The 18,034-nt window shown below is 57.1% G+C and carries 18 protein-coding genes; 6 read left to right on the forward strand and 12 right to left on the reverse strand.

Features of this window, described 5'->3' with window-relative positions:
- Nucleotides 1-5: 5 nt before the first annotated feature.
- From ACVDG4_RS22230 to ACVDG4_RS22260, 7 genes are read right to left on the reverse strand one after another with little or no spacing between them, the layout of a single operon-like run.
- Nucleotides 6-791 (reverse strand): crotonase/enoyl-CoA hydratase family protein, encoded by a 786-nt coding sequence (locus tag ACVDG4_RS22230; RefSeq protein WP_447236710.1) that lies wholly within the window; start codon nt 789-791, stop codon nt 6-8.
- A complete protein-coding gene (locus ACVDG4_RS22235; protein WP_447236711.1) occupies nt 788-1,648 on the reverse strand; it encodes a hydroxymethylglutaryl-CoA lyase in 861 nt (286 codons plus the stop codon). Before ACVDG4_RS22235 ends, ACVDG4_RS22230 begins: the two co-directional genes overlap by 4 nt.
- Nucleotides 1,649-1,661: 13 nt before the next feature.
- Nucleotides 1,662-3,293 (reverse strand): acyl-CoA synthetase, encoded by a 1,632-nt coding sequence (locus ACVDG4_RS22240; protein ID WP_447236712.1) that lies wholly within the window; start codon nt 3,291-3,293, stop codon nt 1,662-1,664.
- Nucleotides 3,280-5,274 carry an acetyl/propionyl/methylcrotonyl-CoA carboxylase subunit alpha gene (locus ACVDG4_RS22245; RefSeq protein WP_447236713.1) on the reverse strand — a complete coding sequence of 665 codons (1,995 nt, stop codon included), beginning with the start codon at nt 5,272-5,274 and terminating at the stop codon, nt 3,280-3,282. Before ACVDG4_RS22245 ends, ACVDG4_RS22240 begins: the two co-directional genes overlap by 14 nt.
- Before the next feature lie 2 nt (nt 5,275-5,276).
- Nucleotides 5,277-5,699 (reverse strand): ASCH domain-containing protein, encoded by a 423-nt coding sequence (locus ACVDG4_RS22250; protein WP_447236714.1) that lies wholly within the window; start codon nt 5,697-5,699, stop codon nt 5,277-5,279.
- A gap of 4 nt (nt 5,700-5,703) precedes the next feature.
- A complete protein-coding gene (locus ACVDG4_RS22255; RefSeq protein WP_447236715.1) occupies nt 5,704-7,311 on the reverse strand; it encodes a carboxyl transferase domain-containing protein in 1,608 nt (535 codons plus the stop codon).
- Nucleotides 7,308-7,952: a TetR/AcrR family transcriptional regulator gene (locus ACVDG4_RS22260; protein ID WP_447236716.1), complete on the reverse strand. Its 645-nt coding sequence runs from the start codon at nt 7,950-7,952 to the stop codon at nt 7,308-7,310. Before ACVDG4_RS22260 ends, ACVDG4_RS22255 begins: the two co-directional genes overlap by 4 nt.
- A 187-nt stretch (nt 7,953-8,139) precedes the next feature.
- Here ACVDG4_RS22260 and ppk2 point away from each other — a divergent pair, with 187 nt between their 5' ends.
- The gene (gene ppk2, locus ACVDG4_RS22265; RefSeq protein WP_306149619.1) at nt 8,140-9,045 is read left to right on the forward strand and encodes a polyphosphate kinase 2; all 906 of its coding nucleotides are present in this window, start codon (nt 8,140-8,142) and stop codon (nt 9,043-9,045) included.
- A gap of 71 nt (nt 9,046-9,116) precedes the next feature.
- Nucleotides 9,117-10,136, forward strand: a complete 1,020-nt coding sequence (locus ACVDG4_RS22270) for a Gfo/Idh/MocA family protein (protein ID WP_447236717.1) — start codon at nt 9,117-9,119, stop codon at nt 10,134-10,136.
- Here ACVDG4_RS22270 and ACVDG4_RS22275 read toward each other — a convergent pair.
- Nucleotides 10,133-10,972: an MBL fold metallo-hydrolase gene (locus ACVDG4_RS22275; protein ID WP_447236718.1), complete on the reverse strand. Its 840-nt coding sequence runs from the start codon at nt 10,970-10,972 to the stop codon at nt 10,133-10,135. The two genes, ACVDG4_RS22270 and ACVDG4_RS22275, sit on opposite strands and share 4 nt — an antisense overlap.
- Before the next feature lie 94 nt (nt 10,973-11,066).
- Here ACVDG4_RS22275 and ACVDG4_RS22280 point away from each other — a divergent pair, with 94 nt between their 5' ends.
- Nucleotides 11,067-12,014, forward strand: a complete 948-nt coding sequence (locus ACVDG4_RS22280) for a GlxA family transcriptional regulator (protein WP_447236719.1) — start codon at nt 11,067-11,069, stop codon at nt 12,012-12,014.
- Between the two features lie 17 nt (nt 12,015-12,031).
- Here ACVDG4_RS22280 and infC read toward each other — a convergent pair whose 3' ends face one another.
- Nucleotides 12,032-12,571 carry a translation initiation factor IF-3 gene (infC, locus tag ACVDG4_RS22285; protein WP_133952177.1) on the reverse strand — a complete coding sequence of 180 codons (540 nt, stop codon included), beginning with the start codon at nt 12,569-12,571 and terminating at the stop codon, nt 12,032-12,034.
- 305 nt (nt 12,572-12,876) lie between these two features.
- On the opposite strand from infC, the gene ACVDG4_RS22290 reads away from it, so the two are divergent.
- A complete protein-coding gene (locus ACVDG4_RS22290; protein WP_447236720.1) occupies nt 12,877-13,341 on the forward strand; it encodes a translation initiation factor IF-3 in 465 nt (154 codons plus the stop codon).
- Here ACVDG4_RS22290 and ACVDG4_RS22295 read toward each other — a convergent pair.
- Nucleotides 13,336-13,716, reverse strand: a complete 381-nt coding sequence (locus tag ACVDG4_RS22295; RefSeq protein ID WP_306149614.1) for a YkvA family protein — start codon at nt 13,714-13,716, stop codon at nt 13,336-13,338. The genes ACVDG4_RS22290 and ACVDG4_RS22295 overlap by 6 nt on opposite strands.
- A gap of 171 nt (nt 13,717-13,887) precedes the next feature.
- Between ACVDG4_RS22295 and ACVDG4_RS22300 the strand changes: the two genes are divergently transcribed.
- On the forward strand, nt 13,888-14,322 hold the full coding sequence (locus ACVDG4_RS22300) for a DUF4399 domain-containing protein (RefSeq protein ID WP_447236721.1): 435 nt from the start codon (nt 13,888-13,890) through the stop codon (nt 14,320-14,322).
- Nucleotides 14,323-14,355: 33 nt separating this feature from the next.
- Here ACVDG4_RS22300 and ACVDG4_RS22305 read toward each other — a convergent pair whose 3' ends face one another.
- Nucleotides 14,356-16,044: an acyl-CoA dehydrogenase family protein gene (locus tag ACVDG4_RS22305; RefSeq protein WP_447236722.1), complete on the reverse strand. Its 1,689-nt coding sequence runs from the start codon at nt 16,042-16,044 to the stop codon at nt 14,356-14,358.
- A 155-nt stretch (nt 16,045-16,199) separates the two neighbouring features.
- On the opposite strand from ACVDG4_RS22305, the gene ACVDG4_RS22310 reads away from it, so the two are divergent.
- On the forward strand, nt 16,200-17,084 hold the full coding sequence (locus ACVDG4_RS22310) for a YihY/virulence factor BrkB family protein (protein WP_209176111.1): 885 nt from the start codon (nt 16,200-16,202) through the stop codon (nt 17,082-17,084).
- Here the strand turns inward: ACVDG4_RS22310 and ACVDG4_RS22315 are convergent.
- Nucleotides 17,081-17,956, reverse strand: coding sequence for a DMT family transporter (locus ACVDG4_RS22315; protein ID WP_420339650.1), 876 nt, complete (start codon nt 17,954-17,956; stop codon nt 17,081-17,083). The two genes, ACVDG4_RS22310 and ACVDG4_RS22315, sit on opposite strands and share 4 nt — an antisense overlap.
- Nucleotides 17,957-18,034: the final 78 nt, after the last annotated feature.

Below are 18,034 nucleotides of genomic sequence, written 5' to 3' on the forward strand. Positions count from 1 at the left end.
GATCCTCAGTTCGTCCAGGCTGGTTTTCTTTTTTCAAAAAACGCAGATGTGCCCTCATTGGCGTCCGGCGTTTCCCACGTGTCCGCCAGTCTTTGGATCGTATCGTCGATGACAGCGTCTGTAATCACGGGGCCAAGAGACCGGGCAAGGGCCTTTGACGCTGCAACGGCTGCCGGCGCGGCGCTCAGATAGGGTTTGATTTCCTTTTCAATGGCCGCATCGAGGGCATCGGCGCCCACCACTTTGGCGGCGAGATCAAGATCCCGAGCCTCTTCCGCACCGAAAATGCGCGCCGACATGAACACCCGGCGCGCCTTGCCTTCGCCCATCCGGGCCAGGACGTAGGGGCTGATGGTCGCCGGTATTAGGCCAAGCCGAACCTCGGTCAGGCCGAACTTCGCAGTGTCGACGGCAACGACAGTATCGCAGACGCTCATCATGCCGATGCCGCCACCGAAGGCCTGGCCCTGTACGCGCCCAATCACCGGTTTTGGCAGTTCATTCAGAGCTTTCAGCATCATGGCGAGCTTGCGGGCTTCGGCCATGCGTGTGTCGCGGTCAGCCGCCATCTGTTCGCGCATCCAGGCGAGATCGCCCCCGGCGCAAAAGCTTTCGCCTGCGCCTGTCAGGACAACAACACGGACCGAACCATCAGATCCGAGTTGGTCTGCAGCGTCCGTAAGTTCGTCGATCATCTTGGCCGACAGGGAATTATGCTTTTCCGGGCGGTTCAGGGTCAGCGTTGCAACGCCGCGGTCATCCGTTTCAATCGAGATCGTCTCAAAACTCATGCGGTGTCACTCCGAAGGGATTTTGCAAATTCGGCAAGCTCGGCCAGTTTCTCAAGTTTGAGCCCGGTCTCAAAACCGCGGCGCTGCATCAGCTCTGCAACGGCCTCTGTGGCGACGTTGCCCTTGGCGCCGGGGGCATACGGGCAGCCGCCCAGTCCGCCAATGGTGCTGTCGAACGTGCGCAGGCCTTTCTCAAGGCTGACCTCGATGTTCTCCAGCGCCCGGCCCTTGGTATCGTGATAATGCCCGGCGACCTTTTCAGCTGGCACCACGGCGAGAACAGCGTCGAGCATCCGGCCAATAGTTTCCGGTGTTCCAGCACCGATCGTGTCCCCAAGAGAAATCTCGTAGCAGCCAAGCTCGTATAGGATCTTTGCGACTTCGGCGACCTTCTCAGGCGGCGTCGGGCCGTCATAAGGGCAATCGGTAACGCAGGAAACATAGCCGCGCACCGGCATTTCGTCCTGACGGGCTTTTTCCAGCAGCGGCTTGAAACGTTCGATGCTTTCTGCGACCGAGCAGTTGATGTTCTTCTTGGAAAAGCCCTCAGAAGCCGAGCCGAAGATGGCCACCTCATCGGCGGAGACTTTCAGAGCGGCCGTGTAGCCTTTGACGTTCGGTGTCAGAACCGAATAGACGACAGCCGGATGGCGATAGATCCCTTCCATGACCTCTTGCGCATCGGCCATTTGTGGCACCCATTTGGGGCTGACAAAGCTGGTGACTTCGATCTTGTGGAAACCGCATTCGGAAAGACGGTCGACAAGCGCAATCTTGTCTTCCGTCGGGACAAACCGCTTTTCGTTCTGAAGCCCGTCGCGCGGACCCATTTCGAAGATGGTGACAAACTCGGACATGAGCGCTTTTTCCTTAATCAATCTCAGCCGCGCGGGCGCGGAGCTCACGCCGGATGACCTTGCCGGTTGTGGTCATCGGCAGAGCGTCAACGAACTCGATTTCGCGCGGATATTCATGGGCGGCGAGCCGTATCTTGACGAAGTCGGCGATCTCCTTGGCCAAGGCGTCGGACGGTTCGACATCCTGCTTCAGGATGATGTAGGCCTTGACGATCTCGGTGCGCTGGGCATCGGGTTTGCCGATGACACCGGCCATCGCAACGTCGGGATGCTTGATCAGGCAGTCTTCGATCTCGCCGGGCCCGATCCGGTAGCCGGAGGAGGTGATGACATCATCGTCCCGGCCCACGAAACGGATCCAGCCGCCCTCATCCATCTCGCCCGTGTCGCCCGTCAGCAGCCAGTCACCGGCGAACTTCTTCTGCGTGGCGTCCTCGTTGTTCCAGTACTTCAAGAACATAACCGGATCGGGCCGCTTGACGGCGATATTGCCGAAGGTGCCGGAGGGCAGAACCTCACCGGCATCACTGACGATGGCCAGCTTGTGCCCCGGTACAGCCTTGCCCATGATGCCCGGCCGCGCGCCCATGATTTCAGAGCAACTTGAAACGATCATGTTGCATTCGGTCTGGCCGTAGAACTCGTTGATTGTCCGGCCGAAGGTTTTGCGGCCCCAGTCGATGAGCTCGGCACCGAGGGTTTCGCCGCCGGAGGCGACAGTTCGCAAATTCAACTGCCAGCGGTCTTCCGGGGCATCGAGCTGGCGCATCATCTTCAACGCCGTTGGTGGGATGAAAGCGTTGCGGATATTTTGGTCTTGTAGCAGCTGGAAGGCCGCTTCCGCAGTGAACTTCTTGAAACGGCAGGCCACAACAGGGACACCAAGATAAAGAGCCGGCATCAGTACATCCAGAAGGCCGCCGATCCATGCCCAGTCCGCCGGTGTCCAGATCCGGTCTTCTGGCTGGCCGAGAAAATCATGACTCATCTCAACGCCGGGGAGGTGCCCAAGCAAAACCCGGTGCCCGTGGAGTGCACCCTTCGGCTGACCTGTCGTGCCGGAGGTGTAGATGATGATGGCTGGGTCGTCTGGCTGCGTATCGACGGGTTCGAAAGCTTCTTCGTGACCTTCCATTGCGGCCCAAAGATCATCAGCGCCATGGTGCGCGCCATCTGCACAAAAGACGGTTGTTAGTTCGGGCAAGCTGCCGTGGATTTTTTCAAGCTTCGCCGCACCGCTTTCATCCGTAATGACGGCCTTGGCGCCAGAATCCTTGAGCCGGTATTCCAGGGCTTCTTCGCCAAAGAGGACGAACAGCGGGATGGAAATCCCGCCGAGTTTCAGCGCAGCGATATGAGCAAAGGCTGTTTCCGGGCGTTGCGGCATCAGGACGCCAATCCGGTCGCCCTGCTGAATGCCCCTGCTCTTCAGAAGGTTGGCCAGCTGATTGGAAAGCCGTTTCAACGCGCCATAGGAATAGCTGTGGGCGGGTTGGCCTTCTTCGGCATAGACCAGAGCTTCGCGGCGTGGTTCCTTGTCGGCCCAGGCGTCACAAATCGCGACACCGATGTTGAACCGCTCCGGGATATGCCACGAAAACCTCTCGGTCAGCTCCTTGTAGGTTTTTGCCTCAGGCAGCAGCATCGGCTTCCTCCGCAAGAACCAGAAGGATCGTTCCGTCGGTCACCTGTTCGCCCTCATTGACCATCACTTCACCAATGACCCCATCGCGCGGGGCTTTCAGCGTGTGTTCCATTTTCATGGCTTCCAGAATGATCAAGGGTTGATCCTTGGTGACCGCATCGCCGGCCTTGGCGTTCAGCATTTTGACAAGGCCCGGCATTGGGGCAATCAGCTGATCGCCCGCACCGGCAGCTTCCTCGTCAGAACTCAGCGCGTCCGGCAGACCAACCGTGAAGGCATGACCGGACATGAAGACCGTAAGTCCTTTGCCATCGTGAACCACGGAACCGGAAGCCCGGTGGCCGTTGCTGTCATAGGTGATGGTGCTGTCATCCACCTGAATCAGGGTGAAGTCTTTCGGACCGCTTTCCAGATGCACGGTGAACTTGTTTTGGCCCTGAGCGTGAACTTCAACATCCCTGCGCTCACCGGCAATTTCGAGAAGCGCGAACTGACGTGAAGCACTCCAGATCCGCCATCCAGCGAGTGTTTCGAACGGATCATTTCCCTCGGCTGGACGGGTGAGGCCAAGCGCGGTCAGTGCAGCAAGCGCGATTGCGTCTTCCGGCATCTCCGGCTCGGCGATCAGGCTTTCCAGGTCGCGGTCGATCAGGCCGGTATCGACGTCCCCTTTGGCAAAGCCCTCATGGCGGCAAAGCGCAGCCAGGAACCCGGCGTTGGTCACGCAACCGGCAACTTCCGTCACCTCGAGACTGGCGAGCAATTTGCCAAGCGCAGCGTCACGCGACGGGCCGTGTACGATGACCTTCGCGATCATTGGATCATAGAAAGGGGAAATCTCGTCTCCTGCCCGGACACCGCTGTCGACGCGGGCCTGGGTTTCTGGAAGAACGAGGTGCTCCAGCGTGCCGATCGCGGGCAAGAAGCCCTTCGGTGCATCTTCTGCATAGAGGCGGGCCTCAAAAGCCCAGCCGTTGATCGAAAGATCTTCCTGCGCCTTTGGCAGAGGCTCTCCTGAGGCAACACGCAGCTGCCACTCGACGAGGTCCTGTCCCGTGATCAGCTCTGTTACCGGGTGCTCAACTTGCAGACGCGTGTTCATCTCCATGAAATAGAAGCGGTCGGCACGCAGACCTTCGGAAACGTCAACAATGAATTCGATGGTGCCGGCGCCGGAATAGTTGATCGCCTTGGCCGCCTTAACGGCCGCCTCACCCATGGCCGTGCGCATCTCTTCCGGCATGTCGGGGGCCGGAGCCTCCTCAATGACCTTCTGGTGGCGCCTTTGCAGCGAGCAGTCGCGCTCAAACAGATGCACGGCATTGCCATGATTGTCGCCGAAGACCTGGATTTCGATGTGACGCGGCTTGGCGACATATTTCTCGATCAGGACCTGGCCGTCACCAAAGCTTGCCTCGCCTTCGCGCTGGGCGGATTTGAGCGCGGAGATAAAGTCTTCCGCCCGTTCAACCTTGCGCATGCCTTTGCCGCCGCCGCCAGCGCGCGCCTTGATCAAAACCGGATAGCCGATCTTGCCGGCCTGGATCTGCAAGAAACCAGGGTCCTGGGTCTCCCGGTGGTAGCCCGGTACGACCGGAACGCCAGCCTTTTCCATCAGTGCCTTGGCGGCGTCTTTCAGGCCCATGGCGCGGATGGCATTTGCGCTCGGGCCGATGAAGGTGATCCCGGCCGCGTCCAGCGCGTCAACGAAGTCCGGGTTTTCCGACAGGAAGCCGTATCCCGGGTGGACCGCCTCTGCGCCGCTTTGTTTGCAGACCTTGATGATCTTGGCGATCTGCAGATAGCTCTCGGAGACAGGAGCCGGGCCGATGCGGTACGCTTCGTCGGCCATCGCAACGTGTTTGGCGTTTGCATCGGCGTCGGAATAGACAGCCACGGTTTTAACGCCGAGTTCGCGGGCTGTTTCCATGACCCGGCAGGCGATTTCACCACGGTTGGCAATGAGGATTTTCTTAAACATTGTCAGATGCCTTCCGTCTTAAGGTCTTCAACCACTTTGAATCGTTCGCACACGAGCATTATTTCCGGATCAAAGCCGCCATTGCGCTCGAAATAGCTCTGGTGGTCTTTTTGCCAGCCTTCGAGTGTGTCGTTCTCACCTTCTGCAAGTGCAAAGTCCGCCAACACATCGCAAAAACGGGATTGGGTCAGTTCGAGCGTTTCAATGACGAGGGCCGGAGACCCGTCCCAGTTGAGAACGATATCCATGCGTCCGACTTCGGGCATCGCTTCGCCGCCGTCTGCAAAGTCGCGCAAAGCACCGCACGTCGCGGTCTTTTTACCTGCGCGGACCAGGCCGATCAGAAGGCTGCTGAGTTCGGGTCCGTCGCCGAACTTGAAGGTTTCTGCCCCCGGATATTTCTTTTTGAGTTCTTCCAAGGTCATCACATCACATCCGGAACAGGCCAAACTTGGTGTCTTCGATCGGGGCATTCAGGGACGCCGACAAAGAAAGACCCAGAATGTCGCGGGTTTTACGCGGATCGATGATGCCGTCATCCCAAAGCCGGGCTGAGGCATAGAGCGGGTGACCCTGTTCCTCAAACTGGTTGATGATCGGCTGTTTGAATTCGGCTTCGTCTTCCTTGGACCAGCTGCCGCCCTTGCGCTCGATGCCGTCGCGGCGAACGGTTGCCAGAACGCCGGCGGCCTGTTCCCCGCCCATGACAGAGATGCGCGAGTTCGGCCAGGTCCACAGGAAACGCGGCGAATAGGCCCGGCCACACATGCCGTAGTTGCCGGCACCAAAAGACCCGCCGACCAGCATCGTGATTTTCGGTACCTTCGTCGTGGCAACGGCGGTCACCAGCTTGGCACCGTCCTTCGCGATCCCGCCGCTTTCGTATTTCTGGCCGACCATAAAGCCCGTGATGTTCTGCAGGAATACCAGAGGCACCTTGCGCTGGGAGCAGAGTTCGACGAAATGCGCGCCCTTGACCGCGCTTTCGGAGAAGAGAACGCCGTTGTTGGCGATGATGCCGACCGGCATGCCGTGAATATGGGCAAAGCCGCAGACCAGCGTGGTGCCATAACGGGCCTTAAACTCGTCAAATCTTGAGCCGTCGACCACGCGGGCAATGACTTCGCGAATGTCATAGGGCGTTTTCAGGTCCGCCGGGACGACGCCGAGGATTTCCTCCGGATCGTAGAGCGGATCTTCGGGCGTCTGCAGGGCAAGCTGCGAGGCTTTGGTGCGGTTGAGGCTCGCGATGGACCGGCGGGCGATGGCAAGCGCATGCGCGTCATCACGCGCAAGGTGATCGGCGACGCCAGACAAACGGGTATGGACGTCACCGCCGCCAAGGTCTTCTGCGGACACCTCTTCCCCGGTGGCCGCTTTCACCAGAGGCGGACCGGCAAGGAAGATGGTGCCCTGGTTCTTGACGATGATGGTCTCGTCCGACATGGCCGGAACATAGGCACCGCCAGCCGTGCACGAGCCCATCACAACCGCGATCTGGGCAATGCCTTTCGCCGACATGTTGGCCTGGTTGAAGAAGATCCGGCCAAAGTGGTCACGGTCCGGGAAGACCTCATCCTGGTTGGGCAGGTTGGCACCACCGCTGTCGACCAGATAGACGCATGGCAAGTTGTTCTGCTCGGCGATTTCCTGGGCACGCAGGTGCTTCTTCACGGACAGCGGATAGTAGGTGCCGCCTTTGACCGTCGCGTCATTGGCCAGGATCATGACGTCCTGTCCTTCGACCCGGCCAATACCCGCAATCATACCGGCCGACGGTGCTGCGCCATCATACATGTCGTGGGCGGCCAGCATGCCGACTTCCAGAAACGGCGAGCCCGGATCCAGCAGGCGGGAGACACGTTCGCGCGGCAGGATCTTGCCGCGGGAGACATGGCGCTCACGGGCGGTTTCGCCGCCGCCGTCCAGCGCTGTTTGTGCAGCGGCCTTGATCTGCGCCATGGCGTCTTCATGCGTGGCCTTGTTGGCGGTGAACTCGGCGCTCTTGGGCGATAGGCTCGATTTGAGGATGCTCATGCCATCCGGTCTCCGGTGTCTGGATTGCCAGGATTATCGTTCGTTTCTGGGGTGATGCTTTTGCGCACCATGTTGAGGTAAAGCGTTTCGATCTCTTCTTTCGACAGATCGCCGCCGGGCCGGTACCAGGCCGGAATGCCGGTCAGCATGGCGATGATCGCACGTGTCGTCACTTTGGCGTTGTCGATGTGATAGCGGCCGCTTTCTGCGCCTTCGCTCAAGATCTCTGTCAGAATGGTTTCATAGCGCCGGCGCTCGGCCTCGACGATCGCGAAGTTCTCGGCATCAAGGCTGCGCAATTCCATATAGGCGATGAAGACTTCATCTGCGCGTTCCAGGTGATACCGGATGTGAAATCGCACAAAGCGTTCGATCGGGTCGGTTTCATCCGGGAAATCTGCAGTGTCCCAAGCCGCCAGCAAGTCGGCCATGTGGCTCAGCATCAAGTCTTTCAAAATGTGCTGCTTGGTGGGGAAGTGATTGTAGAGCGCACCCGGCTGAACGCCGACCTGGGTTGCGATGTCGCGCATGGATACGGCTGCGTATCCTGACGCCGCAAAAAGCCGCAGGGCCGCTTTTCGAACCTTTTCTGCAGTTTCCAGGCCGCGTTGCCGCGGCTGCGGGCGTGCTGAAAGCGCCATTACGTCTCCTCCACTTGCGTCATATTAATGAACGTTCATTCATTTAGCAAGTGGATTCCGAGGTATGGACTTTGAGGGAGCGCATTGCGGCGGTTCATCGACTGACGTTACTGTCAAACTCCTGTCATGGATTTCGGGCTCTCAGTGCAGGTGAGACGCGTTTAAATTATGCATAAGGAACAGTCGGATGAGTGAGGACGCCAAGACCTGGGTGGAAAACGAGTGGGCCGACAGCATGGATGAAGAACTCGAGATGGAAATCGATGATTTCCTGATCGCCAAGGATCTTCAGTACATTGCTGACAAGAAGCACAAATCCCCCCTCGACCGGAAAACCTATTTCCACGAGCTGTTGATGCTCCAGGCAGAGCTGGTGAAACTGCAAGACTGGGTTCAGCATACCGGCGAGAAGATCGTCGTCATATTCGAAGGCCGAGATGCTGCTGGCAAAGGCGGTGTGATCAAGCGGATCATGCAGCGCCTTAACCCGCGGGTGGCCCGTGTTGTTGCCTTGCCGGCGCCGTCAGACCGCGAAAAGAGCCAGTGGTATTTCCAGCGTTATGTGCCGCATCTGCCGGCGGCTGGTGAGATGGTGCTGTTCGATCGCTCCTGGTACAACCGGTCAGGCGTTGAACGCGTGATGGGGTTTGCGTCAGAAGATCAGGTCGAGGAATTTTTCAACGACGTTCCGGAATTTGAGCGCATGCTGGTCCGATCCGGCATCCGGCTGATCAAATACTGGTTCTCCATCACCGATGAAGAGCAGCAGCTGCGCTTTCTGATGCGCATTCATGATCCGTTGAAGCAGTGGAAGCTGTCGCCGATGGATCTGGAATCCCGCGTGCGTTGGGAAGACTATACCAAGGCCAAGGAAGAGACGTTCGAGCGGACCAACATTCCCGAAGCGCCGTGGTTCATCGTGGAAGGGAACGACAAGAAGCAGGCCCGCCTCAACTGCATCAGCCATCTCTTGTCGATGCTGCCGTACGAAGACGTGCCGCATGATCCAATTACCCTGCCGGAACGCCGGTTTAACCCGGACTACGAGCGCAAAGTTCTACCGGAACACCTTTACGTGCCTGATAAATACTGATTGTTTTGGTAAAAGAAATTGGCAATCCCGGCCATTGGCCGGGATTTTTGTTTGAGGTGCAGGAGATAAACATGAGCGGCACGAAGCAAATCCGGTGGGGCGTTCTGTCAACGGCAAAAATTGGCCGGGAGAAGGTCATTCCTGGGATAAAATCGTCCGAGACCGGACATGTTGCAGCTATTGCTTCCCGTGGCCTCGAGCGTGCCCAAGACGCGGCCGATCAGCTTGAAATTCCCAAAGCCTATGGGGCCTACGAGGATCTTCTGGCCGATCCAGATATCGATGCGATCTACAATCCGCTGCCGAACCATTTGCATGTGCCGTTGACCCTGCGGGCGGCAGCTGCCGGAAAACATGTCCTGTGCGAGAAGCCGATTGCCCTCAACGCGGACGAGGCACGTCAGCTCCTGAGTGCCCAAGAAGGCCGGCTGATTGCGGAAGCCTTTATGGTACGCGCCCATCCGCAATGGATCAGAGCCCGTGATCTGGTCCGGTCCGGAGAATTGGGCGAGTTGAAAGCGATCCAGGGGTTCTTCAGCTATTTCAACGCGGACCCGGCGAACATCCGAAACAATGCCGAAATCGGCGGTGGCGCGCTGCTCGATATCGGATGCTACACGATGCTGGCCGGCCGGTATTTTTTTGAAGCTGAGCCGCACCGTGTTGTTGCGCTGATCGACCGGGATCCGGAATTCGGAACTGACCGGACGACGAGTGCCTTGCTGGACTTCGGGCAGGGCCGTCATTTGAGTTTCACCGTGTCCACCCAATTGACGCCGCATCAGCGTTTCCAGCTTGTTGGAACGAAGAAGCGGCTCGAACTACTTATTCCCGTCAACGCGCCGCAAGGCGGGGCAACCGAATTAAGGCTCGATGACGGGTCAAAGCTCGGCGATGGGTCCGCGGTGACCGAGAACATCGCGCCTTGCGATCAGTATGCCGAAATGGCAGATGTCTTCGGCCGTGCCATTCTTGGTGAAGTACCCCTTTCTTTTGGGGTGGAGGACGCAATCCAGAACATGGCAGTTCTGGATGCGTTGTTTCAATCCGCAAAGGACGGTGGTTGGGTGTCTCTCAGCCAGAGCACCTAAGCCAAAGGCTCGAAGTGATATCCGTCGCTGCCGGTTGCTGTCAGAGTGCCGAAGTCCGGGGCCTCAAGATGGGTTGCCGCGAAAGGGATCTGCTCGGCGGCGAGTTCGGCAAATAGAGTATTCCGGGTTGCTGCCGCTGTCTCAGGCGCGCTGTCCAACGCATAGTGGACGTCAGCATTAGCAAACTGCAGAACGCCGGACACCAGGGCATCCCCCAGCAGCATCACCTGTTTGCCGCCACTTGAGATCCTGACGACCTGATGGCCGGGCGTGTGTCCTTGGGCACTCGTGACATGAATTCCATTTTCCAGGTCCGCATCCCCGTCATGAAGTTTGATTTGGGAGGCGATTGGGCGTGCCAAGGACTGGATTAGTTGGACGATGGGTCTTTTGTCCTCCGGTACGGCCTCCACCAGGTTTTCGTCGGTCCAGAACGCCCACTCGCTGTTTTGAAGGTGGACAGTTGCATTGGGAAACAAGCTTTGACCGTCCGCAACCAGGCCGCCGATGTGGTCGGCATGCATGTGAGTCAGAATGATGTCTGTGATGTCGTTGGCCGCGTTTATTAGGAAAGACCCCGATGCCGTGATGAATCCGGTCTCGGGAAAACGCGCTTTTAGCCAAGTTCCAGACCCTGCATCCACGAGAACCTTTTTGTGTCCGGTTTCGATCAGCCAGCATGTTGCGCCAAACCGGGTGGTTGGACTGACCGCCTGGATCTCTTCATCGCTTGCATTGGAGAAATAGGCGGCGGGAATATCGAGATGGCCATCTGAAAGTGGCGTGATTGCGATGTCGCCGATGTGCAGAGGACTTGTGGTGCTTGTAGTTGACATGAGAGCTCCATGAATTTCCATTGTCCTCAAATGTACAGAAAGTACCGATGAGTGCGATTGGCGCAAATGACAGATCTTGTGCTAGATACGCCAGATGGTGGCACGCTCCTACAGTTTGGCGATTTTGGCTTATCCGGGCTGTCTTCAATCGGCCGTCTTGGGGCTTCAGGATGTGCTTGGGTATGCCGCAAGTATTTCGGAGCATTCGGTTGCCGTTGAAACGATCTCGACCTTTGTGCCGGGAGGCCGTTCGTTCGACGCACTGATCCTGCCGCCCTCTGCATCGGAGGTGCGTGCAGCCGATGTGCCGGAATTGCCACGATACACAGCTTACCAGCACGGGAAGGGTGCGGTTGTCTGTTCCGCCTGCACCGGGGTTACCTTTATCGCAGAAGCTGGCATTGCTGCCGGTCGACCGGTAACCACACATTGGGGGCTGGAACAGAGGCTTTCCAAGCGCTATCCGGACATGTCCTTCAATACTGATCAACTGTTGATCGAATACAGCGACCTCATCACGGCTGGTGGCTTGATGGCCTGGGTCGACCTCGGCCTAGTGGTCATTGAACGATTTCTTGGGTACGGCGTGGCCGCACGCACGGCTGGCTACTTCATCGTGGACATGCGCCGCCGGGATCAGCGCCGGTTCAGGCGGTTTTCACCGCATCTGCGGCATGGCGATGCGGCTATTTTAAAATCACAACACCTGATCGACGCGCGATATGCAGATGCCCTGAGCGTTAAGGAAATTGCCAGCGCTTCCGGGCTGCCGGATCGCACGTTTTTGCGCCGGTTCAAGGCTGCGACAGGAATGACGCCCAATGGATACTTGCAAGAGTTGCGCATAGAGCGGGCCAGGGATTTGCTGAGCGAAACGGGCCGGACTGTATCGGATATCTGCTTTGCCGTCGGTTATCAGGATCCGCCGTCGTTCAGTCGGCTCTTCACAAAACTGACGGGGCTCACTCCAAATGCCTTTCGCAAACATTTTGCCCGCCATGACGGGCAACAAAAAACCCCGCCGATTGGCGGGGTTCTGTAACGTTTCTGACAGGTCGCTTACTTAATCGGAGCCAAGACCATCACCATCTGGCGGCCTTCCAGTTTCGGATGGGATTCCACCTTGGCAATTTCCGAGGTCTCATCACGAACCTTGTGCAAAAGTTTCATGCCGAGATCCTGGTGCGCCATTTCGCGGCCCCTGAAACGGAGCGTGACCTTCACCTTGTCGCCGTCGTTGAAGAAGCGCAGCATGTTTTTCATCTTCACCTCATAATCATGGGTGTCGATGTTCGGACGCATCTTGATCTCCTTGATCTCGACGGTCTTCTGCTTTTTGCGGGCTTCTGCAGCTTTCTTCTGTGCCTGATATTTGTATCGGCCGTAGTCCAGAATTTTGCAGACCGGCGGATTGGCATTCGGCTGGATTTCTACAAGATCCAGACCGGCATCCATGGCGATATCCATCGCCTCTTCGGTCGATATAACGCCGCGGTTGGCGCCTTCGTGGTCAATAAGCTGGACTTCGCGAACGCGAATTTCTTGGTTTGTGCGCGGGCCTTCCTTCGTGGGAGGCGGGGCGCGGAACGGACGGCGAATGGTCGCAAACTCCTCTGCGGTTTCAGTTTAATTGGCTTTCAAGCCGTTGTTTATACGCAAACGGCCCCGGAACGTTCGCTCCAAGGGTCTCGCCGCGTCTTCTCGAACGCCAAGCCCCAAGCTCGTGCCAAACGCCCAAAAAGTCAACCAAAAACACCGATCTTGGGCCTTTGACAGATCTTTTTTGAGCGGCGTGCAACCTTGTTACATTTTCAATCTTGCTCGACGCTGTAAATCAGTGGCGTCTTGCAATTGGATGGTCCGGGCGCCAATTTGACCCTCCATTGCCGAAGCAGGAGATCCGATTGAACGGAACGTTGTTCATCTGGCAGCTCATCAAAATCATCGTGGGCTTTGTCATAGCCGTTATCGCCTGCGGATTGTTTTTGTCCTGGGGGCTGTTTCAGCCTGGATCTCCGCAGGCCGATCCCGCTGCGTTTGCGGCCATGATCGGAACGGCGTTTGTCACTGCGAGCGTCCTGGGCGCTGTTGCGTTCGTCCCTGCAGTTTGTGTCATCCTGGTTTCCGAAATCGCGCGGTTGTCAGGGATTGTTTTTCATGTTGCAAGCGCCGGTGCCATCGCCTTTCTACTCTGGACTCTTGATGGGACAGCGGACGCTGGGTTAAGGCCCGGTAGTCCGGTCGTGCTGGCAGCCGGCTTCGTATCCGGGGCTGTTTACTGGATCATTGCAGGACGGACCGCCGGGAGCTGGCTTCCGCGGACAAAAGGTCTACCGCATGACGAGAAAGCAACGGACGAAGACTTATAGTTCTCCGTCCTCCAAAGCATCTTTGGCGGCCTGGTAATGGTCCGGCCGAATATGGGCCCGGATCATCGAAATCGCTGCCATCAGCACCGTTGCATCATCTCCAAACCCGACGCCCAGGATAAAATCCGGCACCACGTCGAGCGGTAAAACAAAATAGGCCAAAGCAGCAAGCAAGGTCCCGCGCACCTTTGTCGGCGTGGCAGGATCAAGCGCGCAGTAGTACCCGGCGACAACATCTTCCATAAACGGAACTTGGCGCGCCGCCTTCCGGGCTGTTTTTAACAGTTTCTGACGGACCGTTTCATTTTGTTCCTCTTCCGGTCCGAGAATTTCCGGGTCGAATCCCAGATCTTCAAATGGGGATGAGGAGGTCATTTCAACGTAATTCCTGTTCGCGGCATACAAATGATATGGGCATGTGAGCCAGAATTACAAATAAAGTTTACCAAGCGTTCCTGGCATCTTTGTGTGATTATTGTCACTTTCATCAGTGATGAGAAGCGTAATGTTTAGGCTGAGGGGCGTTTCGTTAACGGGAGGATCGTTATGAGATCATATTTTCAATCTTCTGCGATGGCTTTGTGTCTCGTCTTGCCATTAGCGGTTTCGGTCAATGCCGGTGAAACCCCATCCCCGGACGGTGCGAAGGTCTATTTCATCAATTTGAAGGACGGTGACAGTGTCAAAGGCGCGGTCTTTATCCAGTTCGGCTTGACCGGAATGGGCGTGGCGCCGGCCGGTGTTGAAAAAGAAAAAACCGGCCATCACCATTTGATTATCGATGAAACGATTGAAGGCGAAGAACTCAACGAAGCTATCCCGGCCGATGACAATCACAAACACTTTGGTGGCGGGCAGACCGAAACCACAGTTGAGTTGGCGCCCGGCGAACACACGCTGCAGCTGGTTTTGGGCGACTGGAGTCACATCCCACACAACCCGCCAGTAATGTCCGAGCGGATCACGATCACGGTTGAATAGAAAAAGGGCGCCGATTGGCGCCCTATTGTTTGATCATGCGTTGCCGCGGGTTTCCAGCAATCGGCGGGCGATAACTTGCGCCTGGATCTCTGCTGCACCTTCAAAGATGTTCAGGATCCTTGCATCGCACAGCACGCGGGAGATGGCGTATTCAAGAGCGAAGCCATTACCGCCATGGATCTGCAGTGCGTTGTCCGCAGCGGCCCACGCGACACGGGCCCCAAGCAGTTTGGCCATGCCAGCTTCCAGGTCGCAGCGCTTGCCGGAGTCTTTCTGCCAGGCTGAGAAATATGTCAGCTGACGGGCAATCATGGTCTCGGTCGCCATGAGTGCGAGCTTGTCGGAAACGCGTGGGAAACTGATCAACGCCTTGCCAAACTGAACACGATCCTCTGCGTAGCGCAGTCCGATATCCAGTGCGGATTGCGCAACACCGATGGCGCGGGCCGCGGTCTGGATTCGGGCGCCTTCAAATGTCTGCATCAGCTGTTTGAAGCCTTCGCCTTCAACCTGACCCAGCAGGTTTTCCGACTTTACTTCGAAATCATCGAAGGCGATCTCGTATTCCTTCATGCCGCGATAGCCAAGAACCTCGATCTCGCCGCCGGTCATGCCGTCTGCCGGGAACGGATCTTCATCCGTTCCGCGCGGTTTTTCGGCAATAAACATCGACAAGCCCTTGTATCCGGGCTCAGCCGGATTGGTCCGGGCTAAGAGGGTCATGATGTCTGCGCGCACCGGATGGGTGATCCAGGTCTTGTTGCCCGATATCTTCCAGGTGTCGCCGTCCTTCACCGCCCTTGTCTTGAGCGAGGCAAGGTCGGAGCCGGTATTCGGTTCGGTAAAGACGGCGGTCGGCAGGATTTCTCCGGAGGCGATTTTCGGAAGCCAATGCTCCTTCTGCTCCTGGGTGCCGCCACACAGGATGAGTTCAGCGGCGATTTCCGACCGGGTACCAAGTGAGCCGACACCGATATAGGCGCGGGAGAGCTCCTCGGAGACAACACACATTGCCTCTTTGCCAAGACCGAGCCCGCCGTATTCCTCAGGGATGGTCAGTCCGAAAACGCCGAGTTCCGACATCTGACTGACAACTTCGAGCGGAATATACTCGTTTTTCAGATGCCACTCATGGGCATTGGGCACGACGGTGTCTTCAGCAAACTTCCGCATTTCGTTGCGGATCTGCTCCATGGTTTCATCGAGGCCGCCATCACCGAAGGTCGACTGTCCTGCCTGCGCCCGGATCAGCTCCGTGAGACCTTCGCGAACTTCAATGGTGTTGCCTGTTGCAATGACAGCATCCATGTCTGCGGTCCGGACCGAGCGGGCCTCGTCATCGGAAATGCCAAGATCGGCAAGGCGGACGAATTCGCCCTGGTTCATCGGGATCCCGCCGAAGATCTGCGCCACGTATTCCGCAAAGCCGAGCTGAACGATCTTGTCTTCCAGATCGCCGTAGCGGCCGCTCTCGGACAACCGCTGTGCGTAGGCATCAAGCTGGCGGAGCGCTTCGACATATGTTGCAAGCCATGCCAGCCCGTGTGTTGCACGTTGTTCTTCTTCCATCCGGCTTGAAGAAATCCGCCCGTCCACCGTAACGCGCTCGCGCACACGCTGCGCTGCGAGATCAAGGAGACCGTCCAATTTATGGACGATCGCGTTGGTTCGCTCAGATAGAGTCGGCTGCATTTCTGCGGCCTTTATGGCTGCGGTGGACATTGGCATCTCCGTTTTCATTTGTTGCGCGCGCGCGCATTTTCTTGAAGCTATGTTGCGTCGCACACCGGGCTTTGTCGAGCCAAAACTTGTTGGTCTTTCGAAGGGGGCTGTCATAACGAGGGCACAGACTTGACGACAGCTCCCGGCCAAGCAACATGAAACCTATGAGTCTTTACCTTTTTGCCAAGGCATCTTTTGCTGTGCTGAAAGATGCAATCGGTCATTTTTCACGTGATGACGGCTTTGCAATGGCCAGCCATGTGGCATTGTCCGGTCTGCTCGCGATTTTCCCTTTGCTTATCTTCATTGCGTCTCTTGCGGGTTTTTTTGGAATGGTCGGTGCGGCAGACACGGTGTCTGAACTTGTGTTCGACGCCTGGCCGAAAACTGTTGCGGCCCCTGTCGTCCGTGAAATCGAAAACGTGCTGACGGTACCCCGCAGTGACTTACTCACTTTTGGTGCGGTGGCCGCATTGTGGTTTGCATCCAATGGGGTCGAGGCGCTTAGAACGGCGCTGAACCGGGCTTACCGGCAGGTTGAAAAGCGGTCCTTTATCCTGTTGCGCATTCAATCGCTGGCTCTTGTGATCCTGGGCGCGGTGATCCTGCTGGCCTATACATTTCTTGTCGTTCTTGCGCCGCTTGGGATCGAGGCTCTGAGAGGATTTGTGCCTCAGGTTGAAACATTTTTGTTGTCGATCAATATCGCCCGCTACACGCTGGCCGGGTCATTGTTGATTGTCGGGCTTTTCATGACCCATTGGCTGCTGCCTTCTGGCAAGCGGTCTTTTTCAGACATCTGGCCGGGCGTGATTGCCACCCTGCTCTTGTGGATCGTTTCAGGCAGTGCCTTCGGGGCGTATCTCGCGCGGTTTGCCAATTATGTCTCAACATATGGCGGTCTGGCTGGGATCATGACTGCGTTGATCTTCCTATATATCTGCTCGCTCGCCTTTATCTTGGGCGGCGAGCTCAATGCCGCGATCGCGCGGCAACGTGCCTTCCGCGATCGTCAATTGGGTCGGCAGCAGCAGGCTTAGGTCCGTTTTGGAGCCGCGCGGATCATCAAGACCGCGCCGACCACCAAAGCCATGCCGGCTATCTGGATCATCGAGAGGGTTTCTCCAAACAGGAAATAGCTCTCAATGGCTGTTGCGACCGGCACGAGGTAAAACAGGCTAGCCACTTGCGAAACCGCACCCTGGCGGATGAGTAGCATCAACAACATGATCGCGCCGATCGACAGCACCAAAACAAGCCAGGCAAGCGCTACGATCAACTCGCCCGACCACGTGATTTGCCAAGTCTCGAAAAGGCTGAGTGGTGTTGTGACCAAAAGGGCGCCGACATATTGCCAGAAGGTTGCTGCCAGAAGATCGGTGTTGGGTACGAAGCGCTTTTGATAAACCGTGCCAACACTGATTGCGATAACAGAAAAGAAGACAACACTGATCGTAACGAGTGTGATGCCAGACCCAGCAAGATCAAACCTGGGTCCAAGCACAAGACCGAGGCCGCTCAGGCCAATCGCCATACTGATCCAGTGTTTGCGACTGATCACTTCTCCGATCATACCAACTGCAAAAATAGCTGTCAGAACCGGCTGCAATCCGACGATAATCGCTGAAGCTCCAGCAGGCATGCCTTGTTTGATGGCCCAGAAAACGCCGCCCAGGTAGATCCCGTGGACCAGCATGCCGGTCACGATGCAGTGGCCAATTGCCTTTTTGTCCTTCGGCCAGGATTTCACCCAAAACAGACCGAGAAGGAACAAAATGGGCAAGACCGCAGCGAACCGGACCGTCAGGAAAGCCATTGGTTCGATGTACGGCGCCCCCAGCTTTGAACCGATAAAACCGGTTGACCATAGAAGAACAAAAAGCGCAGGGGCAATTTTGGCCAGATATGCCAAGTCAATCTCCGGGGGTGGTTCGCCAAACCAGCAAAGTGGTCGATGAGGGGAAATGAAAAAGAATGATTTTCAGATTAA

It is taken from the genome of Roseibium sp. MB-4, assembly GCF_053005265.1.

Coding starts and splice junctions, on each gene's coding strand:
- ppk2 (WP_306149619.1), top strand. CDS start 8,140: ATGAGTGAGGACGCCAAGACCTGGGTGGAAAACGAGTGGGCCGACAGC.
- ACVDG4_RS22235 (WP_447236711.1), bottom strand. CDS start 1,648: ATGTCCGAGTTTGTCACCATCTTCGAAATGGGTCCGCGCGACGGGCTT.
- ACVDG4_RS22245 (WP_447236713.1), bottom strand. CDS start 5,274: ATGTTTAAGAAAATCCTCATTGCCAACCGTGGTGAAATCGCCTGCCGG.
- ACVDG4_RS22260 (WP_447236716.1), bottom strand. CDS start 7,952: ATGGCGCTTTCAGCACGCCCGCAGCCGCGGCAACGCGGCCTGGAAACT.
- ACVDG4_RS22250 (WP_447236714.1), bottom strand. CDS start 5,699: ATGACCTTGGAAGAACTCAAAAAGAAATATCCGGGGGCAGAAACCTTC.
- ACVDG4_RS22310 (WP_209176111.1), top strand. CDS start 16,200: ATGAAACCTATGAGTCTTTACCTTTTTGCCAAGGCATCTTTTGCTGTG.
- ACVDG4_RS22305 (WP_447236722.1), bottom strand. CDS start 16,044: ATGTCCACCGCAGCCATAAAGGCCGCAGAAATGCAGCCGACTCTATCT.
- ACVDG4_RS22240 (WP_447236712.1), bottom strand. CDS start 3,293: ATGCTGCTGCCTGAGGCAAAAACCTACAAGGAGCTGACCGAGAGGTTT.
- ACVDG4_RS22280 (WP_447236719.1), top strand. CDS start 11,067: ATGGTGGCACGCTCCTACAGTTTGGCGATTTTGGCTTATCCGGGCTGT.
- ACVDG4_RS22295 (WP_306149614.1), bottom strand. CDS start 13,716: ATGACCTCCTCATCCCCATTTGAAGATCTGGGATTCGACCCGGAAATT.
- ACVDG4_RS22255 (WP_447236715.1), bottom strand. CDS start 7,311: ATGAGCATCCTCAAATCGAGCCTATCGCCCAAGAGCGCCGAGTTCACC.
- ACVDG4_RS22275 (WP_447236718.1), bottom strand. CDS start 10,972: ATGTCAACTACAAGCACCACAAGTCCTCTGCACATCGGCGACATCGCA.
- ACVDG4_RS22230 (WP_447236710.1), bottom strand. CDS start 791: ATGAGTTTTGAGACGATCTCGATTGAAACGGATGACCGCGGCGTTGCA.
- ACVDG4_RS22270 (WP_447236717.1), top strand. CDS start 9,117: ATGAGCGGCACGAAGCAAATCCGGTGGGGCGTTCTGTCAACGGCAAAA.
- ACVDG4_RS22300 (WP_447236721.1), top strand. CDS start 13,888: ATGAGATCATATTTTCAATCTTCTGCGATGGCTTTGTGTCTCGTCTTG.